General features: G+C 42.1%; 20 protein-coding genes. 17 read left to right on the forward strand and 3 right to left on the reverse strand.

The features are described from left to right. Position 1 precedes the first annotated feature (1 nt). Positions 2 to 1,582: a DNA polymerase III subunit gamma/tau gene (gene dnaX, locus ACDD58_RS10890; protein ID WP_370777414.1), complete on the forward strand. Its 1,581-nt coding sequence runs from the start codon at positions 2 to 4 to the stop codon at positions 1,580 to 1,582. A gap of 64 nt (positions 1,583 to 1,646) precedes the next feature. Further along, positions 1,647 to 1,997, forward strand: coding sequence for a YbaB/EbfC family nucleoid-associated protein (locus ACDD58_RS10895; protein ID WP_186899820.1), 351 nt, complete (start codon positions 1,647 to 1,649; stop codon positions 1,995 to 1,997). 109 nt (positions 1,998 to 2,106) lie between these two features. On the opposite strand, the gene ACDD58_RS10900 is transcribed toward ACDD58_RS10895, so the two are convergent. Both ACDD58_RS10900 and ACDD58_RS10905 read right to left on the reverse strand, forming a co-directional pair. After that, positions 2,107 to 2,877, reverse strand: coding sequence for a DUF6062 family protein (locus ACDD58_RS10900; RefSeq protein WP_370777416.1), 771 nt, complete (start codon positions 2,875 to 2,877; stop codon positions 2,107 to 2,109). 221 nt (positions 2,878 to 3,098) lie between these two features. Next, positions 3,099 to 3,677, reverse strand: a complete 579-nt coding sequence (locus ACDD58_RS10905) for a tyrosine-type recombinase/integrase (protein WP_117920796.1) — start codon at positions 3,675 to 3,677, stop codon at positions 3,099 to 3,101. 105 nt (positions 3,678 to 3,782) lie between these two features. Here ACDD58_RS10905 and ACDD58_RS10910 point away from each other — a divergent pair, with 105 nt between their 5' ends. From ACDD58_RS10910 to ACDD58_RS10960, 11 genes are all read left to right on the forward strand, one after another. After that, positions 3,783 to 4,043 carry a carbon storage regulator gene (locus tag ACDD58_RS10910; protein ID WP_370777418.1) on the forward strand — a complete coding sequence of 87 codons (261 nt, stop codon included), beginning with the start codon at positions 3,783 to 3,785 and terminating at the stop codon, positions 4,041 to 4,043. 162 nt (positions 4,044 to 4,205) lie between these two features. Continuing rightward, positions 4,206 to 5,831: a flagellin gene (locus ACDD58_RS10915; protein WP_370777419.1), complete on the forward strand. Its 1,626-nt coding sequence runs from the start codon at positions 4,206 to 4,208 to the stop codon at positions 5,829 to 5,831. Positions 5,832 to 5,920: 89 nt separating this feature from the next. Then, on the forward strand, positions 5,921 to 7,096 hold the full coding sequence (gene fliB / locus ACDD58_RS10920; protein ID WP_117920793.1) for a flagellin lysine-N-methylase: 1,176 nt from the start codon (positions 5,921 to 5,923) through the stop codon (positions 7,094 to 7,096). A 260-nt stretch (positions 7,097 to 7,356) separates the two neighbouring features. Then, on the forward strand, positions 7,357 to 8,346 hold the full coding sequence (locus tag ACDD58_RS10925) for a hypothetical protein (protein WP_370777421.1): 990 nt from the start codon (positions 7,357 to 7,359) through the stop codon (positions 8,344 to 8,346). Between the two features lie 21 nt (positions 8,347 to 8,367). After that, on the forward strand, positions 8,368 to 8,637 hold the full coding sequence (locus ACDD58_RS10930; RefSeq protein ID WP_117920791.1) for a hypothetical protein: 270 nt from the start codon (positions 8,368 to 8,370) through the stop codon (positions 8,635 to 8,637). A gap of 87 nt (positions 8,638 to 8,724) precedes the next feature. Then, the gene (locus ACDD58_RS10935; protein ID WP_370777486.1) at positions 8,725 to 9,258 is read left to right on the forward strand and encodes a histidine phosphatase family protein; all 534 of its coding nucleotides are present in this window, start codon (positions 8,725 to 8,727) and stop codon (positions 9,256 to 9,258) included. An 18-nt stretch (positions 9,259 to 9,276) separates the two neighbouring features. Beyond that, positions 9,277 to 9,771 (forward strand): nitroreductase family protein, encoded by a 495-nt coding sequence (locus tag ACDD58_RS10940; protein WP_186899817.1) that lies wholly within the window; start codon positions 9,277 to 9,279, stop codon positions 9,769 to 9,771. Positions 9,772 to 10,899: 1,128 nt separating this feature from the next. Next, positions 10,900 to 11,580, forward strand: coding sequence for an exonuclease domain-containing protein (locus ACDD58_RS10945; RefSeq protein ID WP_370777423.1), 681 nt, complete (start codon positions 10,900 to 10,902; stop codon positions 11,578 to 11,580). A gap of 37 nt (positions 11,581 to 11,617) precedes the next feature. Continuing rightward, complete coding sequence (locus tag ACDD58_RS10950; protein WP_117922487.1) at positions 11,618 to 11,824, forward strand: hypothetical protein; 207 nt, start codon at positions 11,618 to 11,620, stop codon at positions 11,822 to 11,824. Next, entirely contained in the window at positions 11,824 to 11,997 is a 174-nt protein-coding gene (locus ACDD58_RS10955; protein ID WP_117922486.1) for a chorismate--pyruvate lyase, read from the forward strand. The genes ACDD58_RS10950 and ACDD58_RS10955 overlap by 1 nt, the downstream gene beginning before the upstream one ends. A 90-nt stretch (positions 11,998 to 12,087) precedes the next feature. Beyond that, positions 12,088 to 12,366 (forward strand): acylphosphatase, encoded by a 279-nt coding sequence (locus ACDD58_RS10960; protein WP_241070810.1) that lies wholly within the window; start codon positions 12,088 to 12,090, stop codon positions 12,364 to 12,366. Between the two features lie 23 nt (positions 12,367 to 12,389). On the opposite strand, the gene ACDD58_RS10965 is transcribed toward ACDD58_RS10960, so the two are convergent. Then, positions 12,390 to 13,451 carry a helix-turn-helix domain-containing protein gene (locus ACDD58_RS10965; RefSeq protein ID WP_370777426.1) on the reverse strand — a complete coding sequence of 354 codons (1,062 nt, stop codon included), beginning with the start codon at positions 13,449 to 13,451 and terminating at the stop codon, positions 12,390 to 12,392. Between the two features lie 198 nt (positions 13,452 to 13,649). On the opposite strand from ACDD58_RS10965, the gene ACDD58_RS10970 reads away from it, so the two are divergent. The 4 genes from ACDD58_RS10970 to ACDD58_RS10985 all read left to right on the forward strand — a co-directional run bounded on the left by ACDD58_RS10970 (position 13,650) and on the right by ACDD58_RS10985 (position 21,203). Continuing rightward, a complete protein-coding gene (locus ACDD58_RS10970) occupies positions 13,650 to 15,035 on the forward strand; it encodes an MFS transporter (RefSeq protein ID WP_370777428.1) in 1,386 nt (461 codons plus the stop codon). Positions 15,036 to 15,037: 2 nt separating this feature from the next. Further along, complete coding sequence (locus ACDD58_RS10975) at positions 15,038 to 17,518, forward strand: glycoside hydrolase family 2 TIM barrel-domain containing protein (RefSeq protein ID WP_370777429.1); 2,481 nt, start codon at positions 15,038 to 15,040, stop codon at positions 17,516 to 17,518. Positions 17,519 to 17,857: 339 nt separating this feature from the next. After that, positions 17,858 to 18,661 carry an ABC transporter substrate-binding protein gene (locus ACDD58_RS10980; RefSeq protein ID WP_241070809.1) on the forward strand — a complete coding sequence of 268 codons (804 nt, stop codon included), beginning with the start codon at positions 17,858 to 17,860 and terminating at the stop codon, positions 18,659 to 18,661. Beyond that, on the forward strand, positions 18,651 to 21,203 hold the full coding sequence (locus ACDD58_RS10985) for a hybrid sensor histidine kinase/response regulator (RefSeq protein ID WP_370777431.1): 2,553 nt from the start codon (positions 18,651 to 18,653) through the stop codon (positions 21,201 to 21,203). The genes ACDD58_RS10980 and ACDD58_RS10985 overlap by 11 nt, the downstream gene beginning before the upstream one ends. Positions 21,204 to 21,237: the final 34 nt, after the last annotated feature.

Here is a 21,237-nt window from a genome sequence, read left to right on the forward strand (position 1 = left end):
GATGTCATATACAGCATTATATCGAAAGTTCCGTCCGCAGGAGTTTGAGGACGTCAAAGGACAGGAACACATTGTTACAACATTAAAAAATCAGATCAAAGCAGACAGAATCGGGCATGCATATCTGTTTTGTGGAACGAGGGGAACCGGTAAGACCACCATTGCAAAGATATTTGCAAAAGCGGTTAACTGTGAGCATCCCGTAGACGGCAGCCCATGTGGAGAGTGTCCGACCTGTAAGGCGATTGCAGCGGGCAACTCCATGAATGTGATAGAGATTGATGCGGCGTCGAATAACGGTGTGGATAATATCCGCCAGATCCGTGAGGAGGTGGAATACCGTCCGACAGAAGGAAAATACAAAGTCTACATCATCGATGAGGTTCATATGCTTTCCATAGGTGCGTTTAATGCACTGTTAAAGACACTCGAAGAACCGCCGTCATATGTGATCTTTATTCTTGCAACGACGGAGGCTCATAAGATTCCGATCACGATCTTATCACGTTGCCAGAGATACGATTTCAGACGTATTTCTATTGAAACGATCTCAGCGAGACTGATGGAGCTGATGGAGAAAGAACATGTCACAGTGGAGGAGCGCGCGATCCGCTATATCGCAAAAGCAGCGGACGGCTCCATGCGCGATGCGCTTAGCCTGTTAGATCAGTGTATTGCTTTTTATCTTGGTCAGGATCTTACTTACGACAAGGTGCTTGAGACACTTGGTGCGGTTGATACCGAGATTTTCAGCAGACTGCTCCGCCAGATTTTAGAGAAAAATGTGACCGGTGCAATCGGTGTGATCGATGAGATGGTCATTGAGGGCAGGGAATTAGGACAGTTTGTCAATGATTTTACATGGTATCTGAGGAATCTCATGCTTGTGCAGAGCTCGGATGATATGGAGGATGTGCTCGATATTTCAACGGAGAATCTTGCTCTGTTAAAAGAAGAGGCGCAGATGGTAGATACAGACATTCTTATGCGCTATATCCGGATTTTTTCAGAACTGAGTAATCAGATCCGTTATGCCGTACAGAAGCGTATACTGATCGAGATTGCGGTGATCAAATTATGTAAACCAGAGATGGAAAAAGATTATGGTTCACTGGTCGACCGCGTGGACAGTCTTGAAAAAAAGCTGGAGAAGGGTGTCGTAGTAACGCAGGCATCCGGTGAGATGGCTGCGGGGACAACAGGTTCTTCTGCCGCATCGGAAGTGTTAAAAAAAAAGGAACTTCCCAAGGCAATCCCTGAAGATATTAAGCAGGTCATGAGCAGCTGGAGCGGCATTTTATCACAGCTGACAGGAATTACAAGAACCTATCTCAAAAAAGCAGTTCCGACATTAGGAGAGGGCAGTACGCTGATACTGGCATTTGAGGATGCCAACGCGTATACTTATATAGAAGAGAACCGTTCCAACTGTCAGGATGAATTTCGGGCAGCAGTTGCAGAAAGACTTGGCAAAGAGGTAGAGATTCTGGTAAAATTAAATGACACTGGCACGCCAAGCGGGGAGATATACCCTGATTTGCGCCAGTTGATTAATTTTGAAATAGAAGAAGACGATTTTTAGGAGTAAAATCCTCTGCTCCTGCATAGGCAGTCGCATTTTGCTCCGCAAAACAAGGAGGATTCACATGGCAAAAAGAGGCGGTTTCCCGGGCGGTATGCCGGGCAACATGAACAACCTTATGAAACAGGCGCAGAAAATGCAGCGTCAGATGGAAGAGGCACAGAAAGAATTAGAAGAAAAAGAGATTACAGCAGCAGCAGGTGGTGGAGCTGTTGAAGTTACTGTTTCCGGTAAGAGAGAAGTAACAAAAGTAAAATTATCAGAAGAAGTGGTTGATCCGGATGATATCGAGATGTTAGAGGATCTGATCATGGCGGCAACCAATGAGGCACTTCGTCAGTTAGAAGAGTTCTCTTCGGATTCCATGTCAAAAATCACCGGTGGCATGGGTGGTCTTGGAGGACTTCCGTTCTAGGGAAAAAGGCATAATGATTCAGGGAAGACGAGGAATGTTTTTCACCTGAACCATTATGCTTTGTTTGATTTATTGGAAATTATGTTCCATGAATCAAAAAGACCTCATTTTACAACTTTGCCCGGAACACTTCATCTGCCGGATAGCCGCCGGCACATTTCTGCATACCTCGCTGAATGCTGTCAGCGGAATTTCCCCAGTCTTTATCTTTGTTCCGGTAGTCATTTTTTTCTACAAACCATGCGACTTCTTTTTGCAGGCGTTCCATATTTTCCTGCATCAGTGCAAATGCCTTCGGGTAAAATTCCCTTTTCTGCGCATCGTTCAATTTGTTTTCTGCAGTCTCGATCAGATCCCCGAAATGAGGCAGACAAAACCCTTTGCTCTCTTCAAAAAGCTGATGGAATTCTTCATTTTTCAGATACAGGTCGAAAAATGTATCCAGATATCTGCCATAGATTTTGTGGAAATGATCGCAGACATAGCAGTCCGTCGTCTTTTTGGAGATCCATGCGCCAAGCGCGGTCTGCGGTTCATGCTCTGCGGTTGCGTCTGTGCGTTTCATGCGTTTTAACAGACTTGATTTGCCTGGGGCAAAATCGGACATTTCTTTTGCGAGTTCCTGATTCAGTTTCTTCAAATGCGTGCTTAAGATCAATGCATTTCCAAGTCGATTGCCGTAATCGTACATCATTTTAAAGTGATGGCGGCAGAATCCGGTTGCATCTGTTTTTTCACGGATATCATCCTCCATATAGGCGGAACCTAAAATAAATGAGACCGCATGCTGCTCGGCTTCGCGCTCTAAATTGCAGAAAGGGCATTCGTCTTTGGCGTTGAATGCTTTGATTAAAGGGATGGTTGCAATATTTTCTTTCATAAGATCTATGACTCCTTTGACCAGTTGATCCACTTTTTTATTTAAAAAATTATAACAAAGTCTGATAATTCAAACAATAACACATAATAAATTTAAAGTTATGCCATAATAAATAAAAAACGCAACATTTCATATAAAATGTTGCGTTTTTTATTTACAATTATTATTTCGGCATAACAAAAAGAAACTTAACCCCAAAATCTAAATTTTTTTAAATCTGTTCAGAAATTAATGGTATGAAAAATACTGTCCCGCTCGTCCTGAGAAATTCCCAGATAACGCTTTGTGATATAAAACGAAGAATGATTATACAGATCCATCAGAAGAACCGGCGAAATTCCCTGTTTCCATGCATGATAACCGAACGTCTTGCGGAGCGAATGACAGCTGATATGCGTTTCGCATAAGGTTTCGTCCGCTGCTCTGCGTACAATACGATATGCCTGGGAGCGGCAGAGTGGCTGCGTGGGATTAGTCTGTTTTGAAAAAATATAATCCTCTGCGTCAGGTTTTCTTGTTTTCCGGTAACAGTCCAGTGCCTTGATAACATGTGAATTTAAGGCAATCTCATTGACCTTTCCTGTTTTCTGTTCATGGATCAGAAGATGATCTAAGAAACAGTCTTTCTCAAAATAATACACATCTTTCCATTTTAAATTCAATACATCACTGATGCGCAATGCGGTGTAGAGTCCAAGAATGATCATCGTATAATTGCGGATATTCGGATGTGCAGCCTCGTAATATGCAATGAAATTTTTTAGTTCGTCCTTGTCACGGATCGGTTGTGTTGTACCCATAATGACTCCTTTCTGCGGAAAATACCGCAAGCCTGTAAACGCAACATTTTATATGGAATGTTGCATTCAGGGAGAAACAGATAATCAGGGAGGAAAACAGATTTTATGCTCAAGTTAACGTTAAAGCCCGGTGACTATATTGACATCGGTGAAAACATCAGGGTCGTTTTTTCCGGCGGTTCTGCAAATAATATTCATCTTCTGGTGGATGCGCCGAGAGAGATGAATATTGCGCGTAGTTCTGCAGAAAGAAAAAGCAACCGCATTCACTACTATAAGGAACAGGGTATTTCGGAACAGGCACAGAAAGAGATTGCTGCAATTCTGATGAGGGAGCGCCGCAGCAGATCAGAAGAAGCAAGGTAATAAGGTCAGGCTAACCTAGGGGTCGGGCTTATTATAAATCTTTTTAAGACGTATGTCTTAAAAATTAAGAAAAATTTCCGCATATCACGGAAAAAAAGGGAAAGGATTCCCGGATGCCGGGTAACGGCAGGACAAATTTTTTATCACACGGAGGTAAATATTATGGCAATGGTAGTACAGCACAACATGTCCGCAATGAATGCGAACAGAAATTTAGGCGTTACAACAGGAATGCAGGCAAAATCATCTGAGAAGTTATCTTCCGGTTACAAGATCAACCGTGCAGCAGATGACGCAGCAGGACTTTCTATTTCTGAGAAGATGAGAAGCCAGATCCGTGGCTTAAACAAAGCATCTGACAACGCACAGGATGGTATCTCTCTGATCCAGACCGCTGAGGGCGCATTAAACGAATCACACTCCATCTTACAGAGAATGAGAGAGTTATCCGTACAGGCTTCCAACGGTACAGAGACAGATGACGACCGCGAGGCAGTACAGAACGAGATTTCCCAGTTACAGGAAGAGCTGACAAGAATTTCTGAGACAACAGAGTTCAATACGATGAAGCTGTTGGATGGTTCCCAGAGTGGAAGTACATCTTCAACCGGGTCAGGTCCGAAGTTTGGTGTTGTAGATGCAACATTAGACGGTGCACTTGTAACATCTAACGTGAAAGGTATTAAAGTAGCAACAGCAGCTTCCACAACAACAAAGGCAGGTCAGGAGACTGCTATCTGGGCTGCTGATGGAAAGACATTAACTTTAAATCTTTCGAAAAATAAGGTATATACACAGGACGAAATTGATGACTTGATCGCAAATGCAAAACAGGAAGACAGTACCGCAACTGGTGCACCGGCTGAAGTGAAAGTATCTTTAAAGAATGGTATTTTTAATGCAGATGCAGACACAACTGCTGGAACTGTAACAGCCGGTGGTGTGAAGGCAGTATCTGATGATGGAACTGTAACTGGATTTGTTGGTGCAGATACAATTTCATTTACGGCAAATAAGTATGGAGCAGAGTTCAATGATACTGTGTTTAAATTTGCATTCGATAAGGCGGCAGGCAAAGAAGAAGTAGAGACAAATACAGCAATTGAAATCAGTGGAACAAATACGGTAACAAATGGTGAGTATACAATTCATCTTGCAGCAGGCAAAGAATATACGGCAGAAGATTTAGAGGATATTCTTAAAACGGCAGGATTCGACTTTGATGTTAAATTAAGTGGAAATACACCAGATGAGCCAAATACTTTATTTGCAACCAGTGGCGCATCATCGGTGAGCGATATTACAATGGGTGGTGGCACCGCCGGAGCTGGTCTTGGAAGTACAGATGCTATGTGGGGGCAGGCTGGTTATGACAGTGTATCTTCTGGTGCCGGCATTACCTTGCAGATTGGTGCAAATGAAGGTCAGACCATGAGTTTCTCTATCGATGACATGAGTGCAAGAGCACTTGGCGTAGATGGCAACAAAGTTGATTTAAGCACACAGTCCGGTGCCCAGAAAGCTACTACCACGATTGATGCAGCAATCAAGAAAGTTTCTGCACAGCGTGGTAAAATGGGTGCAATCCAGAACCGTCTGGAGCACACCATCAGCAACCTTGATACAGCAGCAGAGAATACCCAGACTGCAGAGTCCCGTATCCGTGATACAGATATGGCAGAAGAGATGGTTGAGTACTCCAAGAACAACATTCTTGCACAGGCAGGTCAGTCTATGCTCGCACAGGCGAACCAGTCTACACAGGGTGTACTTTCCTTATTACAGTAATTTCAGCAAAACGGTAATTATTATATGCAATGTAAAGATGTCCTGGGGCGTTACGCTCCGGGGCATTTTTCGTAGAAAAGGAGTTAAAAATGAACCTGTTAAAGGCAACGTTTTACGATGAGTTTTCCTGTATGGGAGCAGAGTGTCCACTGACCTGCTGTGGGGGATGGTCAATCGTAATAGATGAGAAAACATTAAAAGATTACAGGATGATGGGCGGCGAGATTGGGAGATTTGCAAAAAAATGTGTAAAATATGATCAAAATCTGCAAGGCAGTGTAGTAAATTTGCGGGAGACGGATGGTATGTGCCCGATGCTGGATGAAGACCAGTTGTGCAAAATTGTATTGGATAAAGGAGCAGAAAAATTATGTCGTACCTGTGTGGTATTTCCAAGAGAAACAGTCCGTTCATATGATACGGATGAAAAATATATATTTCTCGGCTGCCCGAAAGCAGTGCAGTTATTGTTTGAAGTAAAGGACAAGTTAACTTTTATATCAGAGCGTGATCCTGATCTTAATATGGAAAATATTCCAATATATAATGATGTAATGAAAATCAATCTTGCAGTAAGGGAAGCAGTTACAGATTTTATACGGAATACAGAACTGCCACTATGGTTTCGTGAATTTTATGGGGCTTATACGATAGAAAAAATGAGTTCACAGATAGGACAGCAGGATTTTAAAGCGGTAGAAGCGCAGATAACGCACTTTTTTAATCCGTCATTTTATCAGGCAATGTATGAGGGAATAAAGGATATGGAGGTCAACCGCGAGCAGCAGTTTCAGTCATTGTGTGGAACAGTGAATGCCTATGAAAAAATTATCCTTGGAACAATGTTTGCAGATAAATTTGGCACTTGTGATAAGATATGGCAGTTATTGCATTTGAACCGGGAATGTACGTTTGAGGAATGGAACCGTGCCAGAGAAAAATGGACGGCACAGGAAGATGAACAGCAGTGGGAAAACATGCTTGTCTATAATTGGATGCGGACTGCTTTTGCACCGCAGAAGGAAAGAAAATTACTGAAAAATTATCTTGCATGCGTATTGTGCAATCTGGTATCATCCCACTTGCTGATTTTATATTCTATAAAGTATGATGTGGATTTGGAAACAAGAAATGCGATGATAGCATTTGTGGTTCGGAGGTTTTTACATGGAAATGAGGAAATTATGAAGATTATGCAGCTTGGAATGGACGAGGGGGTTTTGTCTCCGACATTTCTGATTTACCTGTGTAATTTATGGGGATAAACGGAAGAAGGAGTGTAACGGGCGAAATACACAGAACGGTGTGTTATCGCCCATTTTTGTATACTGTATAGTTTGAATGACACATTTTTGTGCACACTGTATACTTTAACTTCAAAATTTTTGTACAAAATGACGTTTTTGTTTGCCAAATGTAAAATATGATGTTAAACTGCACTTACATTTTTCGGTAGGTGTATGTTGAATCATGATTTTAAATTTGTAAATGGGGTTATTTTAGCGTACAATCAGGAGAAGAATATATGAGTGAAAATATGAATGGGGTGTCTGCAGGTAACGCTGCAGACAAAACGTATGCCAATACAAAGTATAAGGATACTTTTTTCCGGTATCTGTTCAAAGAAAAAGCGGGTATGCTGGAGTTGTATAATGCATTATTTGATGATTGTCTGACAGATGAAAGCGAGATAGAGGACTGTACGATTGAAGATGTATTTACAAGGCAGATGAAAAATGATCTGGCATTTCGCGTCAGAAAAAAACGTGTGATTGTTTTGACGGAACATCAGTCTACATTGAATGAAAATATGCCGCTGCGTTTTCTGATGTATCTGGGTAGGACATACAATCAGATGATGACAACAAATGCCGTATACAAAGAACGCCGGATAGAACTGGATGCACCGGAGTTTGTGGTATTTTACAATGGAGACCGTAATCAGAAAGAATACTGGGAAATGCACTTGTCAGATGCGTTCCCGGAAGGCGCGGAAGTTAATATTGATCTGAAAGTAAAAGTCTATAATATTAACTACGGAAAGAACTCTAAATTATTGCAGCAGACAAAATTATTAAGTGGATACAGTTATTTTGTTGATAAAATCAAGTACTTATGTAAAAATGGAAGTGAATTAAAAGAAGCGATAGATATTGCAGTGCGGGAATGCATCAAAGAAGGAGTTCTGACAGATCAGTTAACTTATTTAGGATCGGAGGTAGTGGGTATGTTTGCAACAGAATTTAATATGGATGAAGCTGTAAAGGTCTGGAAGGAAGAGGCAAGGGAAGAAGGATTGGAAGAAGGGCGCGAAGAGGGGCGTAAACAAGGAATAGAGGAAGGAATCAAAGAAGGCATCAAAGAAGGCATCAAAGAGGGTAGAAAAGAAGGACAGTCGGAGGGGCGTCTTGGAATTATTAAAGACTATCTTAAAAACGGAGGAACCGTTGAACAGGCAAGAAAACTTTTGAAAGCTACAGAGGAAGAAATACAAAAAGCCACGAAAGAGATGTAGGCAGATATGGAGGATCAGACAATGTATTATGTACCGGATGGCACGCAGATGTGCGGATATTATGAATGTAAAGAATGCGGAAACCGGTTTTTGTCATTACAGATAGGACCACAGCTTGTATGTCCTTATTGCGGGGAGGAACCGGATATGGAGGTCGGACCGGATGAGGAAATGCCGGTGGCAGCAGAAAGTGCGAAATTGATCCAGGTTGTAAAAGGAGCCGAAGAGGTTGAACGGATGGATACACTTCTTTCACTTGCTGTGACAGGCGGCGACTATGCATGGATATAATGTGAAAAATACATTTTCATACACAAGATTTGTGCTTACGCACAAACGTAAGATGCGCTGGAGGACAGCGCAGGAATGGAGATAAAAATGGGACAGGTTTATTTTGTCCGCCATGGACAGACAATATGGAATGTGGAAAATAAGATCTGTGGAGCAACGGATATTGCACTCACGGATCTTGGACATAAACAGGCGATCGAGACAGGAAAAAAGATTTTAGAACAGGGGATCATGGCAGACGAAATCCTGTATTCCCCGCTTATCAGGGCGAAAGATACAGCACGTCACATTTCGGAAATCACCGGGATTCCTGCAAGGGAGGAAGCGCGGCTGAAAGAGCAGAATTTTGGCAGATATGAGTCCACACCGAGAGATGGAAAAGAATTTAAAGAGGCTAAAAAACAGTTTATAAACCGTTACGCGGGTGGTGAGTCGATGCTTCATCTGGCACAGCGTATCTATAATCTGTTAGATGAGGTGACTGCTTCCGACAAGACTTATATCCTCGTGGCACATAATGGAATTGCGCGGGTGGTGCAGTCCTATTTTTATGAAATGACAAATGAAGAGTATGCTGCATTTGGTGTGGAAAACTGTGCAGTGGTCAGATATGATTTTTAAGGGATGGGAGAAATAAGAATGAACAGCATATTTCACAGAATCAGTGTGAGAAAATATCAGGCAAAGGATGTAGAGCAGGAAAAGATCGAAAAACTATTAAGGGCAGCGATGGCAGCACCGTCCGCATGCAATCAGCAGCCATGGGAGTTTTATGTGGTAACGAATCAGGATGTCATAAAAGCACTTTCAGAGGCATCACCATATGCAAAATGTGCAGCGGAGGCGCCGGTTATCTTTGTTCCATGCTTCCGGTCGGAGGGAATCGCACCAGAATATTTTAACATTGACTTAAGTGCAGCAGTTGAAAATCTGTTGTTAGAGGCAGATGCACAGGGACTTGGCGCTGTATGGATGGGAATTTCACCGGATGCAGGACGTATGGAGGCGGTCAGAAAAGTGCTTGGTATACCTTCCGGATTAAATCCGTTTGCGCTTGTTCCGTGTGGCTATCCGGCGGAGGAGCGACCGCAGGAAGACCGCTATGAGGAAAACAGAGTACATTATGTACGCTAATTTGGATATCTACATACTATGAATAGATCGGCAAATACTGGTTTGTGGGTGATACGAGTTTCCCTGTGTAGGGTGGTTCTGGGGGGTTACGATTGGCAAATTGCATCAAGCCGGGACTGTTTTGTTCCGTTGTCCGAAAATAAGAAAGTCTAAGTATGCCTGATTCAGGTTGAGGCGGAGTGACGTGTGCGTCCTAAATGTGCCGTCCGGGCACATTAGGACTTGTGCTGCCGTCCATGGCAGCACAACACTGTATTTCGGGCAGGCATACTAAGACTTTCTAATTTTCTTCCAAAGTCACAAAACGAGCCCCGGCTTGATGCGATTCGCCAGCCACTAAGTTGTGAACCACCCTTCGCCGGGGAACTCATTTTACAACTTTGGCGGGTGTAAATTTTTAGTGTTTTGTGTCTGAATCAGATTAAAAAATATTTCCAAATAACTATGTTTAATAGATTATTATTGGTTTGACAATACTGGCAAAAACCTCGATATATACCGCTATGCCCATATTTATTGCCATACACATTTGAAAAAATATTCTGCGTTATTAATCTGGCAATTTACGAAAAATTTCATGTAATACAATGCAGCAGCTGAAAATTTTGGAAAGTCATTAGGCTAAATATTAATGATACAGCACATTAGAAATTTAAGCATATTTTTATTCGTGCGAATATCAATAATCCACACCCGCGCCCCCAATTCTGAGATGAACCGCCCGCCCCAATGGTGTTCATAACCTGGAGGCTGGCATCTTGCGCAAAGCCGAAGCTAATTTTGTGACTTTGGGAGAAAATTAGAAAATCTTGGTATGCCTGTCTACACACAGTGATGTTCTGCCACGGATGGCAGAACAAGGCAGCATCGAGTCATGGATGACTCGTTGTTGCCGGTCACGTCACTCTGAGAAAACCTAAATCAGGCATACCTAGACTTTTCTTATTTTCGTACAACGGAACCAAAATTAACTCCGGCTTTGCGCAAGATGCCATTCACAAACCTGCGACTCACCATTTGGACGGGCGATTTATTTCATAAACAAACCATCATTTGTTGGTTAACTTATATTATTTTAGATGATAAAAACGACAGCAGAAATATATATCATCAGAATGGAGAACTTTGATGTTAGGAAAGAAAAAGGGAAAGCAGCGGAACGAATATGTACCGGATTATGTGCTGTATGATCTTGAAACGACGGGGATATCGAGCCTTTATGATGAGGTTATAGAGATTTCCGCAGTAAAAGTCAGAAATGGAAAAATCGTGGACGAGTTCAGTGAACTTGTGAATCCAGGCAGACATATCCCATATGCGGCAAGCAAAGTAAATAATATTTCCGATAAAATGGTAGAAAAGGCGCTTACCTTTGAAAAAGTTTTACCGGAATTTTTGGCATTTGTTGGGGATGATTTGTTGGCAGGCCACAATATTGCAAGTTTTGATATGAAATTCTTGTACAGGGACTGCGAAAAATATTTTGGACAGACACTCACGAATGATTACATAGATACTCTTGCGATTGCGAAGCAATGCTTCCCGGAGTGGAAACACAGACGGCTTGGTGATCTGGCGGAACATTATGGCATTTCTACGAATGGGGCACACCGTGCCCTCGCTGACTGCCGGATGAATCAGCAGGTATTTGAACTTATGGCAGAGGAATTAAAAGAAACCGTAAACAAACAGACAGAGATGAAAATCTGTCCACGGTGCGGGTGCACCCTGAAAAAAAGAAACGGAAGATTTGGTGAATTCTGGGGATGCACAGGTTTCCCGGACTGCAGATATACGGAAAATATATAAAAAATAATGGTTACAAACAGAAAAAGGAGCAGGCAAAATGAAAGATTACAGTATTGCAAATACAACCAAAGAACAGCGTATTGCGCTGATCAGACAGTGGATTCCTGACGAGGACGGACTTGGTGACAGCGGAGATATGGATCTGTGGGACATTTACGCAGATTATATCAACGGAAAAAAAGAAATTGCCGAGATCAATGCAGAAATGTCAGGTACTTATTATACAGAGGAGGATTTACAGTAATGGAAACCTGGTTTTATGAAGTTGTTTCTATCGATGGAGATTATGCTAATCTGCGCAGAACAGATATCACATCGGATGATCTGAAACTTGTGGCACGTGCGCTGCTTCCTGCAGAGATTATGGAAGGCAGTAAGTTAAAATACGAGCTGATGCAGTACGAACTGATTGGGTAGAGGTTGATTCGATCGCGTGGAATCAAATAGCAAAGAATCTGGTTGAACCCAATATGTCAGCGTTGGCGATGAAAGGAAATGTTTTATATTATGGGCAACAATATGATCCGGAAAAAGATATCTGTTTATGGTTCAGTCCAGGGCGTAGGGTTTCGGTACAGGGCGGAGCATGCCGCAAACATGCTCGGCGTGACCGGCTGGGTAAGAAATGAGCCGGACGGCTCTGTATTATTAGAGATGCAGGGAACAGAAGAACAGATCGATAAAGTGCTTGCTCTGGTAAATCAGGGAACCTATGTAAACATTGACCGGATCGTGGCAAAACAGATACCGGTGGAAGAACGTGAATATGGGTTTCATGTCAGATGAGTTGCCAGTCCCGTCTGCTCCATCTAATCTTTACGGTATTTGCCTCGGAATTCTTTTGGTGACAGATGGTGTTTTGCATAAAAAAGCTTATAAAAATGAGATTTGTTTGTAAATTTCAGCTGTGCAATAATTTCGGATATGGAAAGATCCGTTTTTAAAAGATAATATTCTGCTTTGCGGAGAGAAAACGTAGTTCCATATTCGAATAAGGTCATTCCGGTATATTTTTTTGTGATCCGGTTTAAATAGTCGCCGCTGTAACTGAGCAGATCCGACAGTTCATGCCGGCTGAGCCGCCCGTCACTGTTTTCTAACAGATGTGTCAGGTTTGTAAAGATCAGAAAATCATTTCCGTAATCAATCTGAATACTTGCCAGATGAAAAAAGTCCGGATTGGAAAGCGTATCTAAAAAGCGGCAGATCAGTCCGTTGATAAAAAAGGAAGAACCAATCTGCGGAGACAGTGTGATTTTTATGATTTCTTCTGCAATCTGGTAAAGTTTCTCAAAGGCTGCCGGGTTGTGGTATGAGGGGAAAAAGTCAAGATATTCTTTTTTGGTATTATCCTCATCAGCAGCATTTTTATATAAAAAGTGAAACGCATCACTCTGCTCCATATTTGTCTCTGGCATCAGATGGAACAGATTGTCCGACTGAAACAGGGACAACAGGTAATCTTTGGATAAATTCAGAAAGAAAATCCGAAAATCATGTGAGAGAAGTTCCACATGTCTTAAATTACAGTTCACAATACATCCGGTTCCGGATGGGTAAACCCGTTTTGTATTTTCAATTTTAACGATCGCTTCTCCCTGCAGAACAAACATGATTTCAAAAAAATCGTGTTGGTGCAGAGGGCGGTTTTTCATTTTTTCCAAAAGTTCCGTGGCATCGATCAGAGAATGGCTGGTGTGCTCTGGGGAAAAACTTGAAATTTTAAAATAAGACATATCCAGATCACAGCGGTAGGTTTCAATGACGGCATTATAAGGGGAAGTCAGGTGATAGTACTGGTTAAAACTGCTGTTTACATTCTGGATCTCAAAAAAATTGTTTTTTAAAGTATCAATGGATGACTGGTTCATTGGATTCTCCCGTTGGAACTTTTTGTGATAGTCGCGAATATGTTACTAAATGATGGATGTTGTGTCTAATTATAGCATTGAAGGGAAAAAAAGCAAAGTGATAGAATAAATGCAACAACATTCGAATGTAAAAAAGTGATTCTGATCGCACATTATGTGTGGACAGGCAGCAAAAAAGACGAGAAGGAAGAGGAAAAAATGAATGATAAAAAATATTTAAAATGGTATCAGAAACTTGCATATGGTTCGGGGGATCTGGCATCAAACTGCAGCTATGGACTGGTTTCAAGTTTCCTGCTTTTGTATCTTTCAGATATCATGGGATTAAAGACCAGCATCATCGGAACGTTAATGCTGGTGTCAAAGATTTTTGATGGAGTAACGGATGTTTTCTTTGGTAATATGATCGACAGGACAAAAAGCAGACTCGGAAAAGCAAGACCGTGGATGCTGTATGCACAGATCGGTGTGTCGTTATGTCTGGTATTGCTGTTCTCAATCCCGAATATGGGACAAACTGCACAGTATGCATATTTCTTTGCATTTTATACCTGCCTGAATGCAATTTTTTACACGGCAAACGGTGTTGCATATTCCACATTATCAGCGCTGATTACCAATAACCCGCAGGAGAGAGTACAGCTTGGTTCGATTCGTTTTATGTTTGCAGTCGTAACCAATATTGTTATGGGATTTGCTGTAACAGGCGGTGTGGAGGCTTTTGGTGGCGGTGCAGCCGGATGGAGAGCGGTAGCGATCATCTGTGCACTGATCGGTCTGGTGGTCAACACGATCAGCTGTCTTGCGGTAAAAGAGGTAGAACCGGATGAGTCGGTAAGAAAGACAGACGAGTCAAAACCGCAGGATGATAAACTTGGTTTTTGGGAAAGCATGAAATTTTTATTTACCAATAAATATTATGTTTTGATTCTTGTTTTGTATATTGTATATTACATAATGAGTAATATTACAACAGGCAGTGGTGTTTATTTTACAAAATATGTACTTGGAGATGCATCGTTACTTGGCATGTTCCAGATGATGAAAATGTTCCCGGTAATCATCGCACTGATCTTTACGCCAATGCTTGTGAAAAAGACTGGAAGCATGCAGAAAGTGAATTTCTGGGGATATGCGATCAACTGTGTACTCAGTGTATTTTTTATCTATTTTGCATACCAGAGAAATGTTAAATTGATGCTGTTATTCATGTTTATCAAAGGTATTTTTGCAGGAACTTTAAGCGGAACTTTAAGCGGAACTTTAAATGCGCTGATCGCGGAGATCAGTGGTTATACTTATCGTACAAAGGGTGTGCGGATGGATGGAACAATGTTCAGCTGTTCATCTTTAGGTATCAAGATCGGTGGTGGAATCGGAACTGCAGCAGTGGGCTGGCTGTTAGACTTAGGCGGTTATATCGGAACTGCAGCAGAGCAGACAGAAGGTGCGATCAATATGATCTTTGCCATGTATATCGTGATTCCGGTAATCCTCAGTGTTGCAATTACAGTGATTCTTGGACTGTTAAATGTGGAGAAAGCAAACAGAAAATGGGATGAAGAACATGCAAAGGAAGTATAGGAATGATAAAGGCAGATTTTAATACAAAATGGCAGTTTGTAAAAGGATATGTGCCGTCCTTAAAAGTGCTTCAGATGTATGGAAAAAAGGCGCAGGAAGTTACACTTCCACATGATGCCATGATACATGAGACGCGGGATGAAAATACAAAAAACGGAGGCGCTACCGGATTTTATCCGGGCGGTATGTATACCTATTTCAAAACATTTTCCGTACCGGAAGACTGGGAAGAAAAAACAGTCTTACTGGAATTTGAAGGTGTGTATGAGACAGCCATGGTCTACATCAATGGTGCGCTGGCAAAGACCAACAGAAATGGATACACAAATTTCTATGTGGATATTGCGAGATATTTAAACTTTGGGGAAGAAAATGAGATCAAAGTTGTCGCAGACAATTCCGCAGAAGAAAACAGCAGATGGTACTCCGGAAGCGGCATTTACCGGGGAGTCAGCCTGTATGTCGGAGAGCCGGTGCAGATTCCATTAAATGGAGTACGTATTACAACAGAAGAAGCAGATAAAGATGTTGCGGTTGTCGAAATTTCAACGAAAGTTTTAAACCGTTCCAGAAAAAAAGAAAAACTGACTATTATAGCAAAACTGGAGGATGAAAAACACCGGGTATATGAGGACAGAGTCCATCTGACTGGTTTTGCGGAATCTGAGAATACTGTGCATCAGCAGATCGCGATAGAACATCCGATGCTGTGGAATTGTGATACGCCGCATCTGTATCAGTGTACAGTCCAGATTTATGCAGGAGATAAGCTGTTGGATGAGCAGACGATTTCCTATGGAATCCGCAAGATCACGCTGGATGCCCTGCGTGGGTTAAGGATCAACGGTGAGCCGGTGAAGCTGCGCGGAACCTGTGTACATCATGACCACGGAATCCTTGGTGCAGCAGCATATGAAGATGCTGAACTCCGAAAATGCAGGCTGATCAAAGAAGCCGGGTTTAACAGTATCAGAAGTGCACATCATCCGGCAGGCAAGGCATTTTTAGATGCCTGTGATAAGGTGGGACTGCTTGTGATGGATGAACTGACAGATATGTGGACGGTACATAAAAATAACCACGATTTTGCTTTTTCATTTCTGGATGAATACCAGAATATGATAAAAAATATGGTGGAGAAAGATTATAACCATGCCTGTGTTATTTTGTATTCGGTTGGAAATGAGATTCAGGAAATCGGCACGGAGCGGGGAGCTGAGCTCAACCGCATGCTCTGTAACGCTTTTAAAGAACTGGATTCGACAAGATTTACCACAAACGGCATGAATGCCTTAAATGCAGCAGGGGCAAAAGTATATCCGATCATGCAGGAACTTGCACCGCTGATCCGCAAAGATGCCGAAAAAGTCGGGACAAATGATAACTCCGGAAGCAATGCGATCAACAGTTTTATGAAGCTGATGGAAGGCGAAGCGGGAGACGCATTTGCAGCGCATCCGATCATCACGGAAGTGTTAGAGGAGAGCAGCGAGTCCATGGATATCATCGGTTTAAATTATCTGACAGGCAGACATTTGTTAGAGGGAGAACTTCATCCAAATAAATGCGTGCTTGGGACAGAGACATTCCCGGCGGATATTGCAAGGTTATGGAAAGTGGTCAATTCTTCTAACCGCGTGCTGGGTGATTTTACCTGGACTGGTTACGACTATCTGGGAGAGGCAGGATGCGGAATCTTTTATTATGATGGAAAGAGCAATTTTGGAAGTCACTACCCGGACAGAACAGCCTATATCGGTGATATCGATCTTGCAGGTTATCGCAGACCGGTCAGTTTTTTTCGGGAGATCGTATATGGTCTGCGGACAGAGCCTTATATTGCGGTGGAACGCGTTGATAAATATGGGAAAAAATGTTCAAAGACGCCGTGGATGTTCAAAGATAATATTGCAAGCTGGACGTGGCGTGGATATGAGGGGAAGCCTGCGGTTGTGGATGTGTATTCGAATGCACCGGAGGTAGAACTTTTCTTAAATGGGCGGTCACTCGGACGAAAACCTGCCGGGGCAGAACATGGATTTACGGCAACGTTTGAACTTAATTATGAACCTGGCGTATTGGAGGCAGCCAGCTATCAAAATGGCATGGAAACCGGCAGATGCCAGCTTGGTACAGCAGATGAGGATGTACAGATTCATGTAGAAGCAGATAAAAAAGAACTGCAGGCAAATGGAGAGGATCTTTGTTTCCTTACCATGAACCTTTGCGATGCAAAAGGAACTGCAAATCTGTATGAAAAGAGACGCATCCATATAGAAATAGAAGGGGAAGGAATCCTTGCTGCATTTGGAAATGCCGATCCGCAGTCCATCGAAAGCTATGATGCGTCATGCTGGGAAACCTATGACGGGTATGCGCTTGCAGCAGTCCGTGCAGGCGACAAAAAGGGAGCGGTTTCTGTGACAGTCTGGATGGAAGGGCAGGAAGAACAGAAACAGAAGATTACGATTCCGGTAAATTAAAAAAATGATGGCAATGTAACGTATCAGGTGGTAGAATAAAATCGGTTCATCCGTTCAGAGATGAATATGGCACATTGCTGTATTACCCATGACTCTTTTTTCAATTGCGTAGGCATAGCGGAGCATTCATGCGGTAGCGGATGAACTGTAAAATAAAAGAATACATATGAGCTCTGGCGGATAGTGAAAATTCATTATCCGCATTTTTTGTCAAAAAAAGCAGGATAAAGTCGTCAAACCGTTAAATTTATACACTTGTAATTGACACACATTTTATAAACTACTAAAATAAAAATGGCAGATCAGACAAAGAAGAACAGTATAAAAAGGAATGATAATTTGAAAAAGTACATTGCGGTGATATTTGTATGTGTTACGATGCTTGGAATGGCATGCGGTCAGAAACCGGATTCCGGGAAAGAGAGAGAGGAACTTCCACAGCTTATTATAGGAAGTGATAATTATGAGCCGTACAATTATCTCGATGATGACGGTAATCCTGCCGGAATCGATGTGGAACTGGCAGAAGCGGTGTGTGACAAGCTGGGTTATACGCCGGTGTTTTTGCGTATTACATGGGATAAAAAGGATGAATATTTAGACAATGGTGAGGTGGACTGTCTGTGGGGATCCTTTACCATGAATGACAGAGAAAATCAGTATCAGTGGGCTGGACCATATCTTTACAGCAGACAGGTCGTTGCAGTGCAGAAAAACAGCGGGATTACAAAAATATCTGATCTGGAAGGAAAACGAATTGCAGTTCAGGCGACAACGAAACCGGAGGAGATTTTGCTCAAAGGGAGTTTTCCGGGAATCCCGGAAGTAGAAAGGGTATACAGTATGTCCGGTATGGATGAGATCTACGCAAGTCTCAGAAAAGGGTATGTGGATGCGATTGCCGGACATGAGAGTGCATTAGAGAGATTTGTGCAGAGTGCACCGGATACATATTGTATGCTGGATGAGAGTCTGTATATTTCAGAGCTTGGGGTTGCTTTTAAAAAGGATACCCATCAGGAACTGGCACAGAAGATGACACAGATATTAGAGCAGATGCAGGAGGATGGAACACTTGGCGGTATTGTAGAAAAATACGGTCTGGATGTCCAAAAAGCATTGGGGGTCACAAATGCTGAATAAAAAAAATTGGACTGGGTTTATCTCACATAAATATATATGGATGCCGTTTGTGGCAGGTATTTTTATAGTAATGATATGTTTTGGCGTTTTTACCGGATATGACAGGACACGGGTCGGAAAAATCGCAGACGGGACGCTCGATTTCATGCAGAGCCGCGTGAAACAATATGATAATTACAAAAATAACGATAAAGTAAAGAGTCTTTACCGTCTGGCAGATAAGACACTGGAGCTTAGTCAGCGGCTGGAAGAGGAAAATACGGATCAGGAAACAATGATCATCCGCTATATGAAAGATCAGAGATTGGATGGAGTACTGGTATTAGATGACAAGTTAAATTGTGTGTGCCAGATTGGGGATGCGTGGGAAGAAAAAAACTTCTGGCAGGATGAGATGAAGAAACCAGTGGTAGAAGATACGCTGGATTATCCGCAAAAAGCATATATCACACGGCTGGATAAAGAGGGCGAAGTCTATGATTTTGCGGTGGTTTCCCAAAGAAATAAAAAAGGACTGATTGCTGCCTATATCAAAAAAGATAATTGCATGGAGGACAATGGTGACATATCCTTCTATTCGTTGTTTACAGGACTTACATTTGAGAAAAATGGAATTGTTGCGGTGACAGATGGAAAACAGATTTTAAGTTCCAATTCGGAGGAACTGCTCGCAGTAAAATCAGAAGAATATCAGGATATTTTTATCCCGGATATCGATACCGGGGATGAGAAAAAAATGATTCATTTAAAAAGCACGGGAGGATGCTGGTACGGAGAAAGCAAGCAGATGGGGGACTACACGTTATATGTTTTTTTTCCAACAAAATCTGTATTTGCACTGCGCACAAAAGCTGTAATCTGTGTGGCTGTAATCTACATACTGTGCTGGATGACGTTTATGCTGATCCGTGGATATGTGGCAGAGTTAAATATGCGTCAGACAGAAAAGCAATATCATATCATCCGTTCCGTCAGCAGTGTATTTTCCGTGTGTATGCTGTTTGATCTCAAAAAAGATACATGGGAAATTATCAAAGCATCTGATCGTATAAAGGAAATAATTGGCAATGAAAAGAGTACTGCAAAAATGATGAAGTACTTTTGTAAAAATGCGGTTGCGCAACAGGAGTGGCAGAAATTCCTTGATTTTGTGAATCCTGATACTATTTCAGACAGGCTGGCGGGAAAAGACTATGTTAACTGCAAAACGGAAAGCGCGAAAGGTGAATGGTTTACAGTCATGCTGGTGCCCCAGCATTATGATTCACAGGGAAATGTGGAAGCAGCACTTTTTCTGAGCAGAAATATCACAGACGAAAAGATGCGTGAGCTGGATTATCAGAAAAAACTGGAAAAGTCCGTAGAACAGGCAGAGCAGGCAAATGTTGCAAAAACAGATTTCCTGCGAAGAATGAGCCATGATATACGTACACCGATCAATGGCATCCGCGGAATGGTGGATATTTGCCGGTATAATATCGGAAATCAGAAAAAACAGGAAGAATGTTTGGACAAGATCATGCTTTCGTCGACATTCCTGATGGAACTGGTCAATGATGTACTTGATATGAATAAATTGGAATCCGGTCAGATCAGACTTGAGGAAAAGCCATTTTCAATCCACGAAATATTAAAAGAAGTGGAAACGGTAGTCGGAATGGCTGCAACAGAGCATGGAATCACACTTACCGTAAAAATGGGAGAAATCATCCACGAAAATCTGCTTGGCAGTTCCCTTCATATCCGGCAGATATTACAGAATATTGCATCAAACGCAGTGAAATATAATAAAACAAATGGAAAAGTTGTTTTAGAGTGCAGGGAACTGCCGTCGGAAAATGAAAAAGCGGTGTTTGAATTTGTATGTACTGACACAGGGATTGGAATGAGTCCGGAATTTCAGAAACATGCATTTGAACCGTTTGCGCAGGAAAAGACTTCAGCGCGTACTTCCTATGCCGGGACCGGACTTGGGCTTGCGATTGTAAAAAAGCTGGTAGAACAGATGGAAGGCACGATTCGTTTTGTGAGTAAACCCGGAGAAGGAACACAGTTTACGATTGTGATACCATTTCTTGTGGATCGTACCATGGAAAAGGAAACAGAGGATGAACAGGGTACGGATGAGAAAAAGGGAATAAAAAATGATAAGATTCTTCTGGTGGAAGATTATGAGATAAACATGGAAATCGCTAAATTTGTTCTGGAAAATGAGGGGGCAAAGGTAAAAGAAGCCTGGAATGGAAAAGAAGCTGTCGATATATTTGCAGCATCAGAACCGGGCGAATATGATGTGATCCTGATGGATCTGATGATGCCTGTCATGGGAGGCTTAGAGGCATCACAGCGTATCCGGATGATGTCAAGAGAAGATGCAAAAACAATTCCGATCATTGCAATGACAGCAAATGCATTTGCGGATGATGAAGAAAGAAGTTTATCAGCCGGTATGGATGCACATATATCAAAACCATTAGATGCGGAACAGTTCATACAGGTGATCTCTGATATATGCAGAAAACGGAAAAATCATATTACATAAAAGTACTTTATTATCGGAAAAAGATGTAGTATAC

Origin of the sequence: Roseburia sp. (assembly GCF_041325975.1) — a bacterium.
In the GTDB taxonomy this organism is placed as follows: domain Bacteria; phylum Bacillota; class Clostridia; order Lachnospirales; family Lachnospiraceae; genus Roseburia; species Roseburia rectibacter.